Here is a 16,415-nt window from a genome sequence, read left to right as displayed (position 1 = left end):
TGTTATTTCGGAGGGAGCGGATCGCCTTCGGCTTTGCCGGGACTGAATCGGCATTTGCCGTCGGCCGGCATGGGGCCCATTTTATCGAGTTCGGCCAGCAGTTGGGCGTTTACGGTTTTTTTCTGGGTCGCATCCAGGCTGTCGTAGAAGTTCAGCCACAGTTTCCGGTTTTCCTTCATCCTGGCTTCGATGCTGCTCTTGTCCGCGTCCAGTCTGTCGAAGAGGGCGCGAAGATCGGCGTTGCCATCGCTCAGCGCCGACTTGATGTCCTTCTGGGCGGCATCGAAGCGTTCGCGGTGCGACTTCGTCAACTGACGGGTGTCGTCTTCGGCGCGTTTCCAAAGATTCTCTTGGTCACCGTTCAGGTTCAGTTCGCCATGGATGCGCCAAAGCATCCCGGCCAGACGTTCCTCCGGATCGGGTTTGGGCGGAGGGAACGCGCCGGCCGTCGATACAACAGAAGCCAGTCCCGCGAACACGAAGGCTGCGATCAATTTTTGCAGGGGGGAACGATAACGTTTCATGGGGATCTCCTGATCGGGTTGTCAACGGATACGGCCGGGGCTGTCTCACCCGGCGATGGCATGATCCCGAAGGCCGGTTTCGGCAGAATTTCAGGAATGTATCAGGATTGAATCGGGCCACGGGTTTGGAGCGGAGCGGGTTAGGCCGTATCATCGGGACTTACGCTTTTCCCAGAACCAAGATTCGCAACGATGCGTGAAGCCTCCCCGAAGACCATCTACCTCAAGGACTATCAGCCCCCCGAATATCTGGTCGACGCCGTCGACCTGTTCTTCGAGCTGGATCCCCAGTCCACCCGCGTCACTTCCCGGTTGAAGCTGCGCCACGATCCGGCGGTGGAAGACCGGCGGTCCGTGCTCACGCTCGACGGCGAACGCCTGGAAGTCGAATCCGTCAAGCTCAACGGCCGGATGCTGCACGAGGGCGAGTACTGCGCCAGTGAGACCGGATTGGTGATCCACGCGGTGCCGGACCGGCCGTTCGAGCTGGAAATCGTCAACCGGATCAGCCCGGAAGCCAACACCGCGCTGGAAGGCCTGTACCTGTCCAATGGCATGTTCTGCACCCAGTGCGAACCGCACGGCTTCCGCCGCATCACTTACTACATAGACCGGCCCGATGTGATGTCGCTGTTCACCACGACGGTCGTGGCGGACAAGAGCCGTTATCCGGTGCTGCTCTCGAACGGCAATCCGGTCGCCCGCGGAGAACTCAGGAACGGCCGGCACTGGGTCAAGTGGGAGGATCCCTTCAAGAAGCCTTGTTACCTCTTCGCCCTGGTGGCGGGACAGCTGGCCTGCCGGGAAGACCGTTTCGTCACCGCATCCGGCCGCGAAATCGCGCTTCGGATCTACGTGGAACCGCACGATCTGGACAAGTGCGATCACGCCATGCAGTCACTCAAGCACGCGATGCGCTGGGACGAGGAGCATTTCGGCCGCGAGTACGACCTCGATCTGTACATGATCGTGGCGGTGAGCCATTTCAACATGGGAGCGATGGAGAACAAAGGGCTCAACATCTTCAACACCAAGTTCGTGCTGGCGCGGCCCGACACCGCCACCGACGCCGACTACGAGCACATCGAGGGCGTCATCGGTCACGAATATTTCCACAACTGGACCGGCAACCGCATCACTTGCCGCGACTGGTTCCAGCTCAGCCTGAAGGAAGGGCTGACCGTGTTCCGCGACCAGGAGTTCTCAGCCTCCCGCAGCTCGCCGGCAGTCAAGCGCATCGAGGACGTGAACCTGCTCAGGACCCGCCAGTTCGCCGAGGACGCTGGCCCTCTGGCGCATCCGGTGCGTCCGGAGTCGTACATCGAGATCAACAATTTCTATACCCTCACCGTCTACGAAAAGGGGGGAGAGGTGGTGCGAATGATCCAGACCCTGGTCGGCCCCGAGGGTTTCCGCAAGGGTATGGACCTCTATTTCGATCGCCACGACGGGCAGGCCGTGACCTGCGACGATTTCGTGCGCTGCATGGAGGACGCCAACGCCATCGATCTGAGCCAGTTCCGCTTGTGGTACAGCCAGGCCGGCACGCCCGAGCTGCGGCTCGATCCGGTATACGACGCTGGGACGCGGACCCTGCGCCTGTCGGTGCGCCAGTCCTGTCCGCCCACTCCGGGCCAGCCGGTCAAACAGCCCTTGCACATCCCACTGGCCCTCGGGCTGCTGGCGAGGGACGGGCGCGAATTGCCGCTGCGACTGGCGGGCGAGGCCGATGCCGGGCCAACCACCCGGGTGTTGCACGTGCGCGCGGCCGAACAGGTGTTCGAATTCCTGGACGTCCCGGAACGCCCGGTGGTCTCCGCCCTGCGCGGCTTTTCCGCGCCGGTCGGGTTGAAAATGGAGCGCAGTGCCGAGGAACTGGCCTTCCTGTTCACCCATGACACCGACGCCTTCAACCGCTGGGACGCGGGCCAGAGCTTGATGGTCCAGGTGATGCTCGGCCTCATCGAGCGCATCCGGGCAGGCGAAAATCCGCAGAGCCTCGACCCGAACCTGATCGGGACCTTCCGAACCTTGCTGGCGCAACCGGCGGCAGACCTGTCCTATCAGGCGCTGCTGCTCGGCTTGCCCTCGGAAGACTATGTCGCCTCCCTGATGAGCGTGGCCGATCCGGACGCCATCCACCGGGCCCGCCAGACTGTCCGCAAAACCTTGGCCACCGCGCTGGCCGAGGATTTCCTGAGGCTCTACCGGGAGCATCACGCGGCCGAAACGGGTGGCCTCGAGCCGGCTGAGAGAAACCGGCGCCGGCTCAAGAATGCCTGCCTCGGTTTCATCGCGGAGCTGGAGACTCCCGAGTCTTACCATCTCTGCGTCCGCCAGTTCCGCGAGGCCCGCACCATGACCGACCAGATCGCGGCGCTGGGCGCGATCGTCAACAGCGCCCATCCGGACAAAGCCGACTGTCTCGAGTCATTCTACGCCCGCTGGCGGGAGGAGGCCCTGGTCATCGACAAATGGTTCGGCCTGCAGGCGAGCTGTCACCTGCCCGGTACCCTGGAGAAGGTCAAGGCACTGACGGCACATCCCGATTTCGATCTGCGTAATCCCAACCGCGTGCGTTCGCTGATCGGCGCGTTCTCGCAGGCCAACCCGGTCAATTTCCACGCGGCCGATGGCAGCGGCTATGAATTCTTGGGAGACCAGATCGTCGCCCTCGACGCCATCAATCCTCAGGTCGCCGCCCGCATGCTGGGAGCCCTGACCCAATGGCGCCGCTACGATCAGGGGCGGCAGCAAGCCATGCGTCGCCAGCTGCAGCGCATCGCCGGGCTGGACGGGGTGTCCAAGGATGTTTACGAGGTGGTGGTGAAGAGTCTGGCATAGAGGGTGGGAGCCAGAGCCGGAGGGGGTTATGAAAGCTTGGGTGATCGACCGAATCGGCCCGCTGGACTCGTCGCGAACTCTGCTACGCGCCACCGACCTCCCGGTGCCGGAGCCCGGCCCTGGCGAAATCCTGCTGCGGGTGGCGGTTTGCGGCGTCTGCCACACCGAAATCGACGAGATCGAGGGCCGCACCGCGCCGCCGCGCCTGCCGGTCGTGCCCGGACACCAAGCGGTCGGTCGGATCGCGGCTCTCGGCTCCGGCGTGGCGGAATTCGCTTTGGGCGACCGCGTCGGTGTGGCCTGGATCTTTTCTGCCTGCGGAGAATGCGAATTCTGCCGGTCGGGACGGGAGAACCTCTGTTTCGCATTCTGTGCCACCGGGCGCGATGTCGACGGCGGCTACGCCCAGTACATGACCGTCCCGGCGGCCTTTGCCTTCCGCATTCCGGAGGGATTCACCGATGCCGAAGCCGCGCCGCTCCTGTGCGCCGGCGCCATCGGTTACCGTTCGCTCAATCTCAGCGGGCTGAAAAACGGCCAGCCGCTGGGGCTCACCGGGTTCGGGGCTTCCGCCCATCTGGTGCTGATGATGGCCCGGCACCGGTTTCCCGATTCGGAAGTCTATGTCTTCGCGCGTCATCCCGAGGAGCGCGCGTTCGCGCTGCAGCTGGGCGCGGTCTGGGCCGGCGACACCGCTGACATTGCTCCCGCCCCGCTGGCCGCCATCATCGACACGACGCCGGCGTGGAAGCCGGTGGTCGCAGCGCTCGCCAACCTCGCTCCCGGTGGCCGGCTGGTCGTCAATGCGATCCGCAAGGCGCCGGACGACCGCGCCTGTCTCGCCGAACTCGACTATGCCCGGCACTTGTGGATGGAACGGGAAATCAAGTCGGTCGCCAACGTGGCGCGCAGTGACGTGGCCGGGTTCCTGGCGCTGGCGGCGGAAATGGGCATCCGTCCCGAGACGGAGGAGTACGCGTTCGAGGATGCCGACCGGGCGCTGCTCGACCTCAAGCAACGCCGGATTCGCGGGGCGAAGGTGTTGCGGGTGACTTGAGTCGGAGTTTTCAGTCCCCCACGGCCCGTCGGTAGCAATAATCGAACAGTATCCGCCATTCCGCGAGCTGGATGCGCCGGCACAAGGGCTCGGCCGGCGTATGGCCGAGGCGGGCGGTGTCGCAGAGGTCGATGAAGGCGAAGGGGTCCCAGGCGGTCTGCCGCAGCAGGAATTCCGTCTCGTGCGAGGGCGGTTCGGCTTGGGCCAGCTCACGCGCGGCGACGGTCACTTCGGGAAAAACCGGGTGGCTGCCGACGCGCTTGAACCAATACTTGGCGTTCCATGCATCCGGCTCACGGCGGTGGAGGATGCCGTGCCAGTAGCTGCCGCTGGTCGTAGCGATGCCCTGGCTGATGCGGTGGCTTTCATCGAAAAAATCGTGATAGAGCCAGACCGCCGCCAGACAGCACCGCGCCATGTCCGGATCGCGGACCGTTCGGGGCTCGAAAGCCGTTTCGATCCGCAACGCATCCAGCCGCGGCCGCATGCCGAGGTTGGGGGCGCCCGGTACCAGGCTGTTCAGCCGTTCGTTCGCCAGGAGCTCGGCGAAGGGTTGGGAATAATGCGCGGTTTCGGCCATCGTCGTTACGTCTTGAATATCCCGTTCTGGTAGGCGAGGCGGGCCATTTCGGCGGTGGTGTTCACGCCCAGCTTGCTCTTGATGAGGGTACTGTAATTGGCGACGGTTTTATAGCCGAGCCGCAGTTCTTCGGCGACCTCGCGGGTGGTGTAGCCCTTGGCCAGCAGCAGGAAGACGTCGAACTCGCGGGCCGACAGCGTGTTGAGCGCCGTCGTGGCTTCGGCTCCCCCCAGAGTCTGCATGGCCAGGCGCTGGGCGATTTCCGGTTCCAGGAAGGATTCGCCGGAGGCGATGCGGGCCACGGCCTCGACCAGGATTTCCGGCGCGCAGCTCTTGGTGATGTAGCCCCGCGCGCCGGCCTCCAGCGCACGCACCACGTAAATCAGCTCGTCATGGATACTGAACACCAGGATTCGGGCCGAAGTGTCCCGGCTGCGGATGCGGCGGATCGAAGCCAGTCCGCCGATGCCGGGCAGCGAGAGGTCCATGACGATCACGTCCGGACGGGTGTCGGCATAGAGCTGGCATGCTTCCTCTCCCCGCTCGGCTTCACCGACGACCTCGATGTTCGGCGTGCCGGACAATAGCAGGCGGTAGCCGGCACGGACCACGGCGTGGTCATCCACCAGCATCACGGTAATCTTGGATTTCATGGGCATGTGCCTTCGCAGGGAATCTCGATGCGCAGGGTGACGCCGGCGCCGGGACGGGTGCTCAGACTGAACTGGCCGCGCAGGCTTTCCACCCGTTCGCGGATGCCGAGCAGGCCCAAGCCGGCCGGGACCCGGGCGGGGTCGAAGCCGGCTCCGTCGTCACTGACCTCGAGCAGGAGGACTTCGGGCCGTTCACCGGTCGCCTCGATCAGGTTGAGGTGGATGCCGAGCTTGGCCGCGCCGGAATGCCTTACCACGTTGGTCAGGCTTTCCTGCACGATCCGGAACACATGTATCCGGCCGTCGCCGATGCATTCGTCGATGCCGTCATCGCAGCTGAAGTCCAGCGCGATGCCCGGATAGCGACCGCGCCAGTTTTCGATCATGTCTTCGAGGGACGCCTTCAGTCCCAACTCGTCCAGCATCAAGGGGCGCAGCCGTTGCATCAGGGTGCGCAGTACGGCGAACAGATGGTCGCAAATCGACTGGATGGCGCCGATGGCATCGGCGTTCGGTCCGTCGTCCCGCTCCGGTTTGCGCAGGGATGCAGCGATCGCCTTGATGGCACTCAGCGACTGGCCGAGCTCGTCGTGGAGTTCTTGCGCAAGGTACCGCCGTTCCTCCTCCTGAATCGCCAGTGAGCGTTGGGCCAGCGCACGGTTTTCCTCGCGGGTTTTTTCCAGCGTGCCGACCGTGTGGTTGAAGGCCCTCGAAATGCGGGCGAATTCCGGCAGGTAGAACTCCGGCAGGCGGCGGCTGTAATCACCGTTTTCCAGGTCTTCCAGCCCTTCGAGGATGATGCCCACGGATTTGAACGCCCGGCCCAGGGTGGTGTGGACGACCAGGTACACCGTGACGGCGAGTGCCACCATCAGCAGCAGAAACCCCCGTGCTTCGATCCAGGCCTCGGCGATCTCGTCGGCCGGGTTGGCGTCAACGGTGATCTGGATCATCGGGTTGCCGATCTGGTGCAGATGTTTCTCCGCCACCAGGGGGTCCGGCGCGACGGCCCAGGCGAACCAGGCGGGCGCTTCCTCACCCTCCGCGGGGCCGGCAGAGGAGGGCAGATCGATGATCGTCCTTTCGCCTTGATGGATGCTGAGGCTCAGGTGGCGGGCGTGGTCGAGCCGGGCGAGCTGGGCGATCCATTCGACCGGCGAGCGACCCGCCGCCACCGCCTGTTCCAGGCCGGCATCGATCAGCTGTAACGCCAGGTTGACCGATGACCGGACTTCCTCGGCCACCGACCGGCGCGCGTTGTGGACCACGAACAGGGTGCCCATGCCGATGATGGCCAGCATGACCAGACCGATCATGAGGTTCAGGCGAAACCGCAGACTCAAGGGCGCTTGCTCCCGGGAAAGATCGTATTAGTTTGCCTCGATCGGCGGTCCTTGTGACAGGGAGATATTCCCGACGGATCCGGGGCATTCGAGCGGAACCGCCCGCCGTGGGAGTTTTTCCAGCGAGCATTCGAGAGTTTTTCAAGGCGGCTTCGAGGGGTTATTCCGTAACGCCGCCGACATGATCTGTCCCAGAATCTCCGCCGCTGTTCGTAGAGCGCCGATGCAGGGTCGGCATCAATCATTCTTGGAGGAGACACATGCAAATTTGCAAACTGGCAAGTGGCTGCGGCGGGTCGATGCTGGCGATGGCCGCCGTGCTAGCCGCGCAATCCACGCACGCCAATTCGGAGCTGGACCGGCTGTCGAAGGACGACCGGAACTGGGTCATGCAGACCAAGGACTACAGCGCCACCCACTTCAGCCGGCTGACGGAAATCAATAGCCACAACGTCAAGAACCTGAAGGTGGCCTGGACCCTGTCCACCGGCACGTTGCATGGCCACGAAGGTGCGCCGTTGGTGGTGGACGGCATCATGTACATCCACACGCCGTTCCCCAACAACGTCTATGCAGTCGACCTGAACGACACCCGCAAGATGCTGTGGCAGTACAAGCCCAAGCAGAATCCGGCGGCCCGCGCGGTGGCTTGCTGCGACGTGGTCAACCGCGGTCTGGCCTACGTGCCGGCCGGCGAGCACGGTCCGGCGAAGATCTTCCTCAACCAGCTCGACGGCCACATCGTCGCACTCAACGCCAAGACCGGCGAAGAGATATGGAAGATGGAAAATTCCGACATCGCCATGGGCTCCACCCTCACCGGCGCGCCTTTCGTGGTGAAGGACAAGGTACTGGTAGGTTCGGCCGGGGCCGAGCTGGGCGTGCGTGGCTACGTCACGGCCTATAACATCAAGGACGGCAAGCAGGAGTGGCGGGCCTATGCCACCGGTCCCGACGAAGACTTGTTGCTGGACAAGGACTTCAACAAGGACAACCCGCATTACGGTCAGTTCGGCCTGGGGCTCTCAACCTGGGAGGGTGATGCCTGGAAGATCGGCGGCGGCACCAATTGGGGCTGGTATGCCTATGATCCCAAGTTGGACATGATCTACTACGGTTCCGGCAATCCGGCACCCTGGAACGAGACCATGCGGCCCGGCGACAACAAATGGACCATGACCATCTGGGGCCGCGACGCCGACACCGGCCGCGCCAAGTTCGGCTACCAGAAGACGCCGCACGACGAGTGGGATTACGCCGGTGTCAACTACATGGGTCTGTCCGAACAGGAAGTGGACGGCAAGCTGACGCCGCTGCTGACCCATCCCGACCGCAACGGTCTGGTGTATACGCTGAACCGGGAAACCGGCGCCCTGGTCAATGCCTTCAAGATCGATGACACCGTCAACTGGGTGAAAAAGGTCGATCTGAAGACCGGCCTGCCGATCCGCGATCCGGAGTACAGCACCCGCATGGACCACAATGCCAAAGGCATCTGTCCCTCGGCCATGGGCTATCACAACCAGGGCATCGAGTCCTACGATCCGGACAAGAAGCTGTTCTTCATGGGCGTGAACCACATCTGCATGGACTGGGAGCCGTTCATGCTGCCCTACCGCGCCGGCCAGTTCTTTGTGGGGGCGACCCTCAACATGTATCCGGGACCCAAGGGGATGCTGGGTCAGGTCAAGGCGATGAACGCGGTCACCGGCAAGATGGAATGGGAAGTGCCGGAGAAGTTTGCGGTCTGGGGTGGCACCTTGGCGACCGCCGGCGACCTCGTGTTCTACGGTACCCTCGACGGCTTCATCAAGGCCCGCGACACCCGTACCGGCGAGCTGAAGTGGCAGTTCCAGTTGCCCTCCGGCGTGATCGGCCATCCCATCACCTATCAGCACAACGGCAAGCAATACATTGCCATCTACTCCGGCGTCGGCGGCTGGCCAGGAGTAGGGCTGGTATTCGACCTGAAGGACCCGACCGCAGGTCTGGGGGCTGTGGGTGCGTTCAGGGAACTGGCGCATTACACCCAGATGGGTGGATCGGTGTTCGTGTTCTCGCTTTGAGCCGAAGGGGTGGAGGCGCTCCGGGGGAGCGCCCCTATCCCATGCTGTCGAAAGGATGAACCATGCGAATGAACCGTATTGCAGCCGCGGGGTGGGCCGCTTACCTCGCGGTCGTGGGATGCGTGCAGGCAGCGACGAGCGTCGAACCGCTCAAGGTCTGCTCCGCGGAAAACGAGATGCCGTATTCGGACAAGGCCGGCGAGGGCTTCGAAAATAAGTTGGCCGAGCTCCTTGGAAAGGGATTGGGACGGCCAGTCGAGAACGTGTGGTGGACCGATGCCCGCTATTTCGTCCGGGATTATCTGGACAGGGGTTTGTGCGATGTGGTCATCGGCGTCGATGCCGGCGACCCGCGGATGCTCACCAGCACTCCTTATTACCGGTCCGGCTACGTATTCGTCTACCGCAAGGACACGGGACTGAGCATCCAAGATTGGAACAGCGCGGCACTGAAGACCGTGAAGCGGATCGCATTCATGCCGGATACCCCGGCTGAGACGATGATCCGCACCATCGGCCGCTACAACGACATGTTCAACTACATGCACTCCCTGGTCGGTTTCAAGTCGCGGCGTAACCAGTACGTGCGCTACGACCCGGCCAAGCTGGTGGCGGAAGTCGCCGACGGCAACGCCGAAGTCGCGGTGTTGTGGGGGCCGGCGGCGGCGCGCTATGTCAGAGGGGCGGGGCTGGCCATGACCGTCATCCCCGACGACAACCGGCGGTCCGACGGCGAGAAAGTGCCCCACCACTATTCGACTTCCGTCGGCGTGCGCAAGGGCGAGGAGGCCCTGCTCAAGCAGATCGACCAGGTTCTGGCCCGATTCGGCAAGGAAGTGAATGCGGTGCTGGAGGCGGAAGGCATTCCGCTGTTGCCCATGGATGAAAAACCGGCCAGGACGGCTTCCCATGATCGAAGGAAAGGCTAGAGAAAATGAAGCTGAAGAATGCGAGGTTCGACGTGGCTGGCATGTGTGTCGCCGGGTTGTTGGCGCTGCCCGCGCAGGCCGACATTACCCTGCGGCATGCCGTCACCGGCGAGACGCTGGAATTGTCCTACGCCAAGGCCGGCGGCGACACGCAAGCCGTCAAGCAGTTCCTGCAGACCGGCAAGAACCCTTACAACGGCAACAAGGAGGTAGTGGAACAGGGACATAGTCTGTATCTGTCAGCCTGTTCCGGCTGCCACGGCCATGAGGCCGAAGGCAAGCTCGGTCCGGGATTGGCGGACGACTATTGGACCTATCCCCGCGCGGCCACCGACGTCGGTTTGTTCGAAATCCTGTTCGGCGGCGCGCAGGGCATGATGGGGCCGCAGTACGTCAACCTCAACAATGACGAAATGCTCAAGATCATGGCCTGGATCCGCAGCCTTTACCGGGGCGATCCAGCCAAGGCCGAATGGCTGAAATGACGGCCCTCAAATCTTTCACCTCAAGACAGGAGGCATTCCTCATGATGCAGAAAACGAGTTTCGTCGCGGCTGCCATGGCCGTTTCGTTCGCGGCGGGTGTCCAGGCCTATGACGGTACCCACTGCAAGGCGCCCGGAAACTGCTGGGAGCCCAAGCCCGGTTATCCGGACAAGGTCGCCGGCAGCAAGTACGACCCCAAGCACGACCCGAACGAGCTCAACAAGCAGGCGGAGTCGATCAAGGCGATGGAAGCCCGCAACCAGAAGCGCGTGGAGAACTACGCCAAGACCGGCAAGTTCGTCTACAAGGTCGAAGACATCAAATGACGGCAGCGGTGTAACGCTGTCGGCAGCGTGTACATGGCGGCAAGGGTATATCGAACCGCGCCCTCATCCCCGGCCCTTTTTGGGAGTGAATCCCCTCTCCTCCGGGAGAGGGGTTGGGGGCTTGCTACCTCTCTTATCGAAAGCCGCCGATAGGCACTCACCCATGAATCTAGACACCCCCCTTGCCGACGGCCTGGAACGCGCCAAACGCTTCGAACAGGGGCTGCAGCAAGTCGTGCTCGGGCAGGAGCGCCCGATCCGCCTGCTGACCCTGGCCGTGTTCGCCCGCGGCCATGCGCTGCTCGAAGGCGGCGTCGGCGTCGGGAAGACCACCTTGCTCCGTGCGGTGGCGCGCGGCATCGGCGGCGATTACGAGCGGATCGAGGGCACCATCGACCTGATGCCGAACGATCTGGTCTATTACACCTACCTGGACGAGCAAGGTAGGCCGGGCGTCGCGCCGGGGCCTTTGCTCAAGCACGGGGAGCAGCTTTCCATTTTTTTCTTCAACGAGATCAACCGCGCCCGGCCCCAGGTGCATTCCCTCCTGCTACGGGTCATGGCCGAGCGCAGCGTGTCGGCTTTCAACCGCGAGTACCGGTTTCCGTACCTGCAGGTGTTCGCCGACCGCAACCGGGTGGAAAAGGAGGAGACTTTCGAATTGCCCGCGGCGGCGCGCGACCGCTTCATGCTCGAAATCGCCATCGAGCCGCCGGCCGATCCTGCGCATATCGACCAAATCCTGTTCGACCCGCGTTTCTACGATCCCGACCGGCTGGTCGCGTCCGCGCCGGCCGATACGCTCTCGTTCCGTGAACTCAACGGCATTGCCGAGGCCCTGCAAGGCGGCATCCACGTCAGCGCCCGTCTCAGAGCCTATGTCCAGGATCTGTGGCGCGCGACCCGGCGGCCGGAGGATTTCGGCATCGCTCTCCACGAGGCGGATTCCGGCGACATGATCGAGGCCGGTTCCAGTCCCCGCGGCATGAGCTACTTGGTCCGGCTGGCGCGGGTGCAGGCGTGGCTCAGTGGCCGGGACCGGGTCGAGCCGGAGGACGTTCAATACGTGTTCGCTCCGGCGGTCGGCCACCGCATCTTCCTCAAACCGGTCTACGAATACCGCCGCGCCGAGCTGATCCCGGAGCTGGTCGGCAAGCTGATCCGCCGGATCGCGGCGCCATGAAGCACAAGGAATTCCATTACCGGCTGACCTGGCGCGCCGACGGCGTCCAGCCGGGCGCCCATCCCAGCCGGCAGGGCGGGGGCGTGCATGCCTTTCAGCGGCTGGTGCCGTTTCAGGCGCATCCCGATCCCCGCAGGCTGCATCTGCGGGCCAGCCTCGGCGACCCTGGCGGCCACTTCTGGGTGCGTCTGCACGAGCAGCGGGGGCGGATCGCGGTTTACGCCCTGGCGGACCTGTCCGCCTCGATGGGCTACCGCGGGCGCGCATCGAAAACGGCCGTGCTGGCGGATTTCACCGAGGGGTTGGCGCTGTCGTCGTACCGGACGGGGGATGTCATGGGTTTCGTCGGACTGTCCGACCGTGGCGTTCCGGATTTCCATCTGCCGCCGACCCGGCAGGTGGGAGCCGCCTTGATGCTGGCGGAGCGTCTGCGCGGTTTCCGACCCACGGGCGGCAGCGCGCGCGGGCTGTTGCACGCCGTCCGCTATCTGCCGTCGCGGCGCGGACTGGTGTTTCTGCAGTCGGACTTCCACTTTCCCTTGGGCTTCCTTAAGCAGGTCATGGAATCCCTGGCGCATCACGACGTCGTCCCGGTCGTGCTGTGGGATCCGGAGGAATCGGCGCCGGAGGCGTCCGGACTGGCCCGGATGCAGGACATGGAGAATGGCATGGAACGGTTGATGTGGCTGCGCCCGGCCTTGCGCGCCCGTTTGTCGCAGACCTTCCAGGAGCGCCGCGAGCGGCTGGCTGCGATGCTGCGAGGCTTCGGCAGGGAACCGCTGTTTCTGTCCGGCGGCTTCGATCCCGACGCGGTCACACGCTACTTCCATGCAGGCTGATGTTTCCGAAGGAATGGGGGAGGAGCGTATGCCGGTGCTTGGAGCGTCGTCCGGTGTGGTTTGCCCTCACCCCTTGCCCCTCTCCCAAAGGGAGAGGGGACTTACTCCCTTCTCCCTTTGGGAGAGGGGGTGGGGATGAGGGTGTGATACGCCTGATTTCCCATGCGGCTTCCAGAATCGGAGCAATTGTGGTTTGGTCTCTCCTGCCGGTCGCGGCCTTGGTATCGGTTCCACTTCATGGCGCCACTTCGCTCTCGTTCGACACGCCCCGCGCCTTCGGCTACGTCATCGGCGATCTCATCCGCCACGAGGTGCGGGTCGAAACCGATGCGGGGCAGGGAATAGAGGCTGCGTCCCTGCCCAGGGAAGGCTGGATCAACCGCTGGCTGCTGCTGCGGCGGGTCGAAGTCCGCCGCGAGGGCAGGCGCCGGATACTGACGCTGGAATACCAGACCTTCTACGCCCCGTTGGAAGTGAAGAACCTCACGATTCCCGGCTTCGAGCTGCAACTGGCCGGTTCGGGCGAACGGTTGGCGGTCCCGGACTGGACTTTCACCACCGCGCCGATCCGGGAGCTGTCGGTGCTGCGCGCCGAAGGCCCGTCGATGCGTCCGGACGCCGCACCGGCGCCGCTGCCGACTCTCGGCCCCGCCGCCGCGAGCGTCGGTTCCGGCCTCGCAGCCACGGGCGCGCTGGCCTGGTGGGCCTATCTGAGCGCCTGGCTGCCGTTCGTGTCGCGCGGCCGCCATTTCGCCGAGGCCCGCCGGGTGCTGCGGGATCTGCGCGGCCTGGGAGACAGCCGGGAGGCATTGCGCAGAGGTTTTTCCTGTCTGCACCAGGCGTTCAATCGGACTTCGGGTGAGCCGCTGTTCATCGAAGGGCTGGACGAGTTCTTCCGGAGCCATCCGGCCTACGATCTCTTGCGGGACGAGATCCAGGACTTCTTCCTGGCCTCGTATGAAGTCTTTTTCGGAGAGGGCGCACCGGTGCCGTCGTTCGACCTGGCGCGCATGGAGGCGTTGGCCCGTTCGTGCCAGCTTGCCGAAAGGAGGCGGCCATGACCGATTGGGCGCTGGACACGCCGTACTTGCTGTGGGGCCTGCCGCTGATGCTGCTTCCGTTGTGGCGGTTGCCGCTGCGTCCTGCCCCGTGTTCCTGGCATGCATTGTTGCCCGTCGATACTGCGTCGCGGGCCGTCGACCTGAGTCTGCGCCTCGCCGGTGCCGGCGCCATCCTGGCGCTGCTGCTGGGCAGTGCCGGTCTGCATCGGCGCGAGTATACCGTCGAACGCACCGGCTACGGCGCCCACATGGTGCTGCTGCTGGACCGCAGCCGCAGCATGGATGACAGCTTCGCCGGGCGTACCCCCACGGGCGGCGAGGAATCCAAGTCCGCCGCGGCGGAGCGCCTCCTGAGCGGTTTCGTCTCGAGCGGACGCAACGATCTGGTCGGGGTCGCCGCCTTCAGCACCTCCCCGTTGTTCGTGCTGCCGCTGACCGACAACAAGGCTGCGGTGCTGGCGGCGGTCCACGCCATGAAGCTGCCGGGTCTGGCGCAGACGCATGTGAGCAAGGGGCTGGCGATGGCGCTTTCGTATTTCGGCGACGATTCGAGCGCGGGTTCGCGTATCGTCCTGCTGGTGTCCGACGGCGCCGCCGAGGTGGACCCGGACAGCGAGCTGAAGCTGCGCCGCTGGTTCAAGGAGAAGGGCGTACGGCTGTACTGGATATTCCTGCGCACCGCGGGCAGCCACGGTATCTTCGAAACTCCGGACAACCCGGAGGACGACAACGCCCAGGCGCGGCCCGAGCGCTATCTGCATCTGTTTTTCAGCAGTCTGGGCATCCCCTACCGCGCCTACGAGGCGGAAGACGCCGACGCCCTCGAGCGCGCCATCGCCGACGTCGACCGCGAGGAGCAGCGGCCGCTGCGCTATGCCGAGCGGGTGCCGCGGCGGGATCTGCAAGCCTTTTGTTATCTGGCGGCGGCGCTGGCGCTGGCCTGGCTGGTCGCCGCGAAGGGCATGGAGGTGGCGCGATGAGAGGCGACTGGCGTGTTCGGATCGCGGCCGGGCTGACCTTGATGCTGGCCTTGTCGGCGCTGCTGGAGCTCAGGCAATGGCGGAAGGCCGCGGCGGCCAATGCCGATATCGCCGAGCTGCTGGGGGGGCACGACATCGCGCCGGAACGGCTGGCGGCGGCATCGCCCCGAGTCCTGTTGGCGCGGGCCGTGTATTTCGTGCGGCACGAGCGCTACGGCGACGCGCTGGAGCTGCTGAACCTGCTGGAGACCCGGGGCGATGGCGCCTTCCGCGCCGACGTGTATTACAACCAGGGCAATCTGCAGCTTGCCCAGGCTCTGGACCGCGTCGAAAAATCGGAAATGGACCAGGCCCGGGTCTTCGCCGAACTGGCCAAGGAAGCCTACCGGCGTGCCTTGTCGCTGGCACCCGGCCACTGGGACGCCAAATACAACCTGGAAGTGGCCATGCGCCTCATGCCCGAAATGGACCGGGTCAGCCCTGCCGATGACGAGGCGCCCGCGGCTGAATCCAAACGGCTGTGGACCGGTTTGCCCGGATTCCCGCGAGGCCTGCCTTGAGCATCTGGCGGAAGCGCGTTGCCGATCCGGTTTTTGCCGGCCTGATTGTAGCCCTCCTTCTGGCGGTAGCCGCCTGTTTCCCGCTCCGGCTGGTGCTGGAGCGGCCGGTGTTCAGCCACATCGTCGTCGTCGACATCACCCGCAGCATGAACGTCGAGGACTACCGGCGAGGCGCGCGCGCCGTGTCGCGGCTGGAATTCGTCAGGCAAAGCCTGATTGGCGCCGCGGCGGACCTGCCCTGCGGCTCCACCCTGGGGCTGGGCGTTTTCACCGAACGCGAGCCGGCGCTGCTATTCGAGCCGATCGAAACCTGCGCCGGCTTTTCCGCCATCAGCGCCGCCATCGAACAGCTCGACTGGCGCATGGCCTGGGCTGCCGACAGTCTGATCGCCGCTGGTCTGCACAACACCCTGGATTTGCTGGGGCGCGGCGATGCGGACGTGATTTTCGTCACCGACGGCCATGAGGCGCCGCCACTCAATCCCCGTTACCGCCCGGGCTTCAGCGACCTCAGAGGCAAGGTCCGGGGGCTGATCGTCGGAGTGGGAGGACTGAGCCTCTCGCCCATCCCCAAGTACGACGAGTCGGGACGGCGTTCGGGCGTTTATGGCGAGGACGAAGTCCCGCAGCGCTCGAGCTTCGGCCTGTCGGAGCTGCCGCCCGAGCAGATCGAGGGCTACCACGCCCGCAACGCTCCCTTCGGCAGCGAGAGAGCCGGGGGCACGGAACATCTGTCCCAGCTCAAGGAAGGATATTTGCGCCAGCTCGCCGAAGCCGCCGGCCTAGGCTACCACCGCCTGGAATCGCCCGAAGGACTGGGCCGCGCTCTCACGGCACCGGCCTTGGCGCGGCGCCAGCGGATCGCCACAGACGTCCGCTGGATTCCCGCCGCCCTGGCGCTCGCCGTACTGATGGCGGTGTATCTGCGGGTGCTGCTGCCGCGTCCTGGATTTTCAACCTCAAACTGAAGAACAAGGAGAAACTT

16 protein-coding genes are annotated in these 16,415 nt (G+C 64.6%); 12 read left to right on the top strand and 4 right to left on the bottom strand.

What is annotated here, in order from left to right:
• Positions 1 to 2: 2 nt before the first annotated feature.
• Complete coding sequence (locus tag ACSHWJ_RS14495) at positions 3 to 524, bottom strand: hypothetical protein (protein ID WP_282213546.1); 522 nt, start codon at positions 522 to 524, stop codon at positions 3 to 5.
• A gap of 192 nt (positions 525 to 716) precedes the next feature.
• On the opposite strand from ACSHWJ_RS14495, the gene pepN reads away from it, so the two are divergent.
• Together pepN and ACSHWJ_RS14485 are read left to right on the top strand one after the other, a co-directional pair.
• Positions 717 to 3,368: an aminopeptidase N gene (gene pepN / locus ACSHWJ_RS14490; RefSeq protein ID WP_432539934.1), complete on the top strand. Its 2,652-nt coding sequence runs from the start codon at positions 717 to 719 to the stop codon at positions 3,366 to 3,368.
• A gap of 28 nt (positions 3,369 to 3,396) precedes the next feature.
• Positions 3,397 to 4,425 (top strand): zinc-dependent alcohol dehydrogenase family protein, encoded by a 1,029-nt coding sequence (locus tag ACSHWJ_RS14485; RefSeq protein WP_017365064.1) that lies wholly within the window; start codon positions 3,397 to 3,399, stop codon positions 4,423 to 4,425.
• A gap of 10 nt (positions 4,426 to 4,435) precedes the next feature.
• Here ACSHWJ_RS14485 and ACSHWJ_RS14480 read toward each other — a convergent pair whose 3' ends face one another.
• Genes ACSHWJ_RS14480 through ACSHWJ_RS14470 form a run of 3 tightly spaced genes read right to left on the bottom strand, consistent with a single transcriptional unit; the run spans position 4,436 to position 7,001 of the window.
• Entirely contained in the window at positions 4,436 to 5,005 is a 570-nt protein-coding gene (locus ACSHWJ_RS14480; RefSeq protein ID WP_432539935.1) for a hypothetical protein, read from the bottom strand.
• A gap of 5 nt (positions 5,006 to 5,010) precedes the next feature.
• Positions 5,011 to 5,658: a response regulator gene (locus ACSHWJ_RS14475; protein ID WP_010960104.1), complete on the bottom strand. Its 648-nt coding sequence runs from the start codon at positions 5,656 to 5,658 to the stop codon at positions 5,011 to 5,013.
• Positions 5,655 to 7,001: a histidine kinase gene (locus tag ACSHWJ_RS14470; protein ID WP_432539936.1), complete on the bottom strand. Its 1,347-nt coding sequence runs from the start codon at positions 6,999 to 7,001 to the stop codon at positions 5,655 to 5,657. The genes ACSHWJ_RS14475 and ACSHWJ_RS14470 overlap by 4 nt, the downstream gene beginning before the upstream one ends.
• A 260-nt stretch (positions 7,002 to 7,261) precedes the next feature.
• Between ACSHWJ_RS14470 and ACSHWJ_RS14465 the strand changes: the two genes are divergently transcribed.
• The 10 genes from ACSHWJ_RS14465 (at position 7,262) to ACSHWJ_RS14420 (ending at position 16,398) form a co-directional block, all read left to right on the top strand.
• Positions 7,262 to 9,067 (top strand): methanol/ethanol family PQQ-dependent dehydrogenase, encoded by a 1,806-nt coding sequence (locus ACSHWJ_RS14465; protein WP_010960106.1) that lies wholly within the window; start codon positions 7,262 to 7,264, stop codon positions 9,065 to 9,067.
• A 68-nt stretch (positions 9,068 to 9,135) separates the two neighbouring features.
• On the top strand, positions 9,136 to 9,996 hold the full coding sequence (gene moxJ / locus ACSHWJ_RS14460; RefSeq protein ID WP_282213542.1) for a methanol oxidation system protein MoxJ: 861 nt from the start codon (positions 9,136 to 9,138) through the stop codon (positions 9,994 to 9,996).
• A 5-nt stretch (positions 9,997 to 10,001) separates the two neighbouring features.
• Positions 10,002 to 10,481, top strand: a complete 480-nt coding sequence (moxG, locus tag ACSHWJ_RS14455) for a cytochrome c(L), periplasmic (RefSeq protein ID WP_010960108.1) — start codon at positions 10,002 to 10,004, stop codon at positions 10,479 to 10,481.
• A 41-nt stretch (positions 10,482 to 10,522) separates the two neighbouring features.
• Positions 10,523 to 10,807 (top strand): methanol dehydrogenase [cytochrome c] subunit, encoded by a 285-nt coding sequence (locus tag ACSHWJ_RS14450; RefSeq protein ID WP_010960109.1) that lies wholly within the window; start codon positions 10,523 to 10,525, stop codon positions 10,805 to 10,807.
• A gap of 163 nt (positions 10,808 to 10,970) precedes the next feature.
• Complete coding sequence (locus tag ACSHWJ_RS14445) at positions 10,971 to 11,990, top strand: AAA family ATPase (RefSeq protein WP_218797417.1); 1,020 nt, start codon at positions 10,971 to 10,973, stop codon at positions 11,988 to 11,990.
• Positions 11,987 to 12,829 carry a DUF58 domain-containing protein gene (locus ACSHWJ_RS14440; protein WP_218797418.1) on the top strand — a complete coding sequence of 281 codons (843 nt, stop codon included), beginning with the start codon at positions 11,987 to 11,989 and terminating at the stop codon, positions 12,827 to 12,829. Before ACSHWJ_RS14445 ends, ACSHWJ_RS14440 begins: the two co-directional genes overlap by 4 nt.
• Positions 12,830 to 13,017: 188 nt before the next feature.
• Positions 13,018 to 13,890, top strand: coding sequence for a nonribosomal peptide synthetase MxaA (locus ACSHWJ_RS14435; protein WP_218797419.1), 873 nt, complete (start codon positions 13,018 to 13,020; stop codon positions 13,888 to 13,890).
• Positions 13,887 to 14,870, top strand: coding sequence for a vWA domain-containing protein (locus ACSHWJ_RS14430; protein WP_432539937.1), 984 nt, complete (start codon positions 13,887 to 13,889; stop codon positions 14,868 to 14,870). The genes ACSHWJ_RS14435 and ACSHWJ_RS14430 overlap by 4 nt, the downstream gene beginning before the upstream one ends.
• Complete coding sequence (locus tag ACSHWJ_RS14425; protein ID WP_432539938.1) at positions 14,867 to 15,430, top strand: MxaK protein; 564 nt, start codon at positions 14,867 to 14,869, stop codon at positions 15,428 to 15,430. Before ACSHWJ_RS14430 ends, ACSHWJ_RS14425 begins: the two co-directional genes overlap by 4 nt.
• Positions 15,427 to 16,398, top strand: coding sequence for a vWA domain-containing protein (locus tag ACSHWJ_RS14420; protein ID WP_432539939.1), 972 nt, complete (start codon positions 15,427 to 15,429; stop codon positions 16,396 to 16,398). The genes ACSHWJ_RS14425 and ACSHWJ_RS14420 overlap by 4 nt, the downstream gene beginning before the upstream one ends.
• Positions 16,399 to 16,415: the final 17 nt, after the last annotated feature.

Origin of the sequence: Methylococcus sp. S1M (assembly GCF_051295855.1) — a bacterium.
Taxonomy (GTDB): Bacteria; Pseudomonadota; Gammaproteobacteria; order Methylococcales; family Methylococcaceae; genus Methylococcus; species Methylococcus capsulatus.
This window is presented reverse-complemented; position numbering and strand designations above follow the sequence as displayed.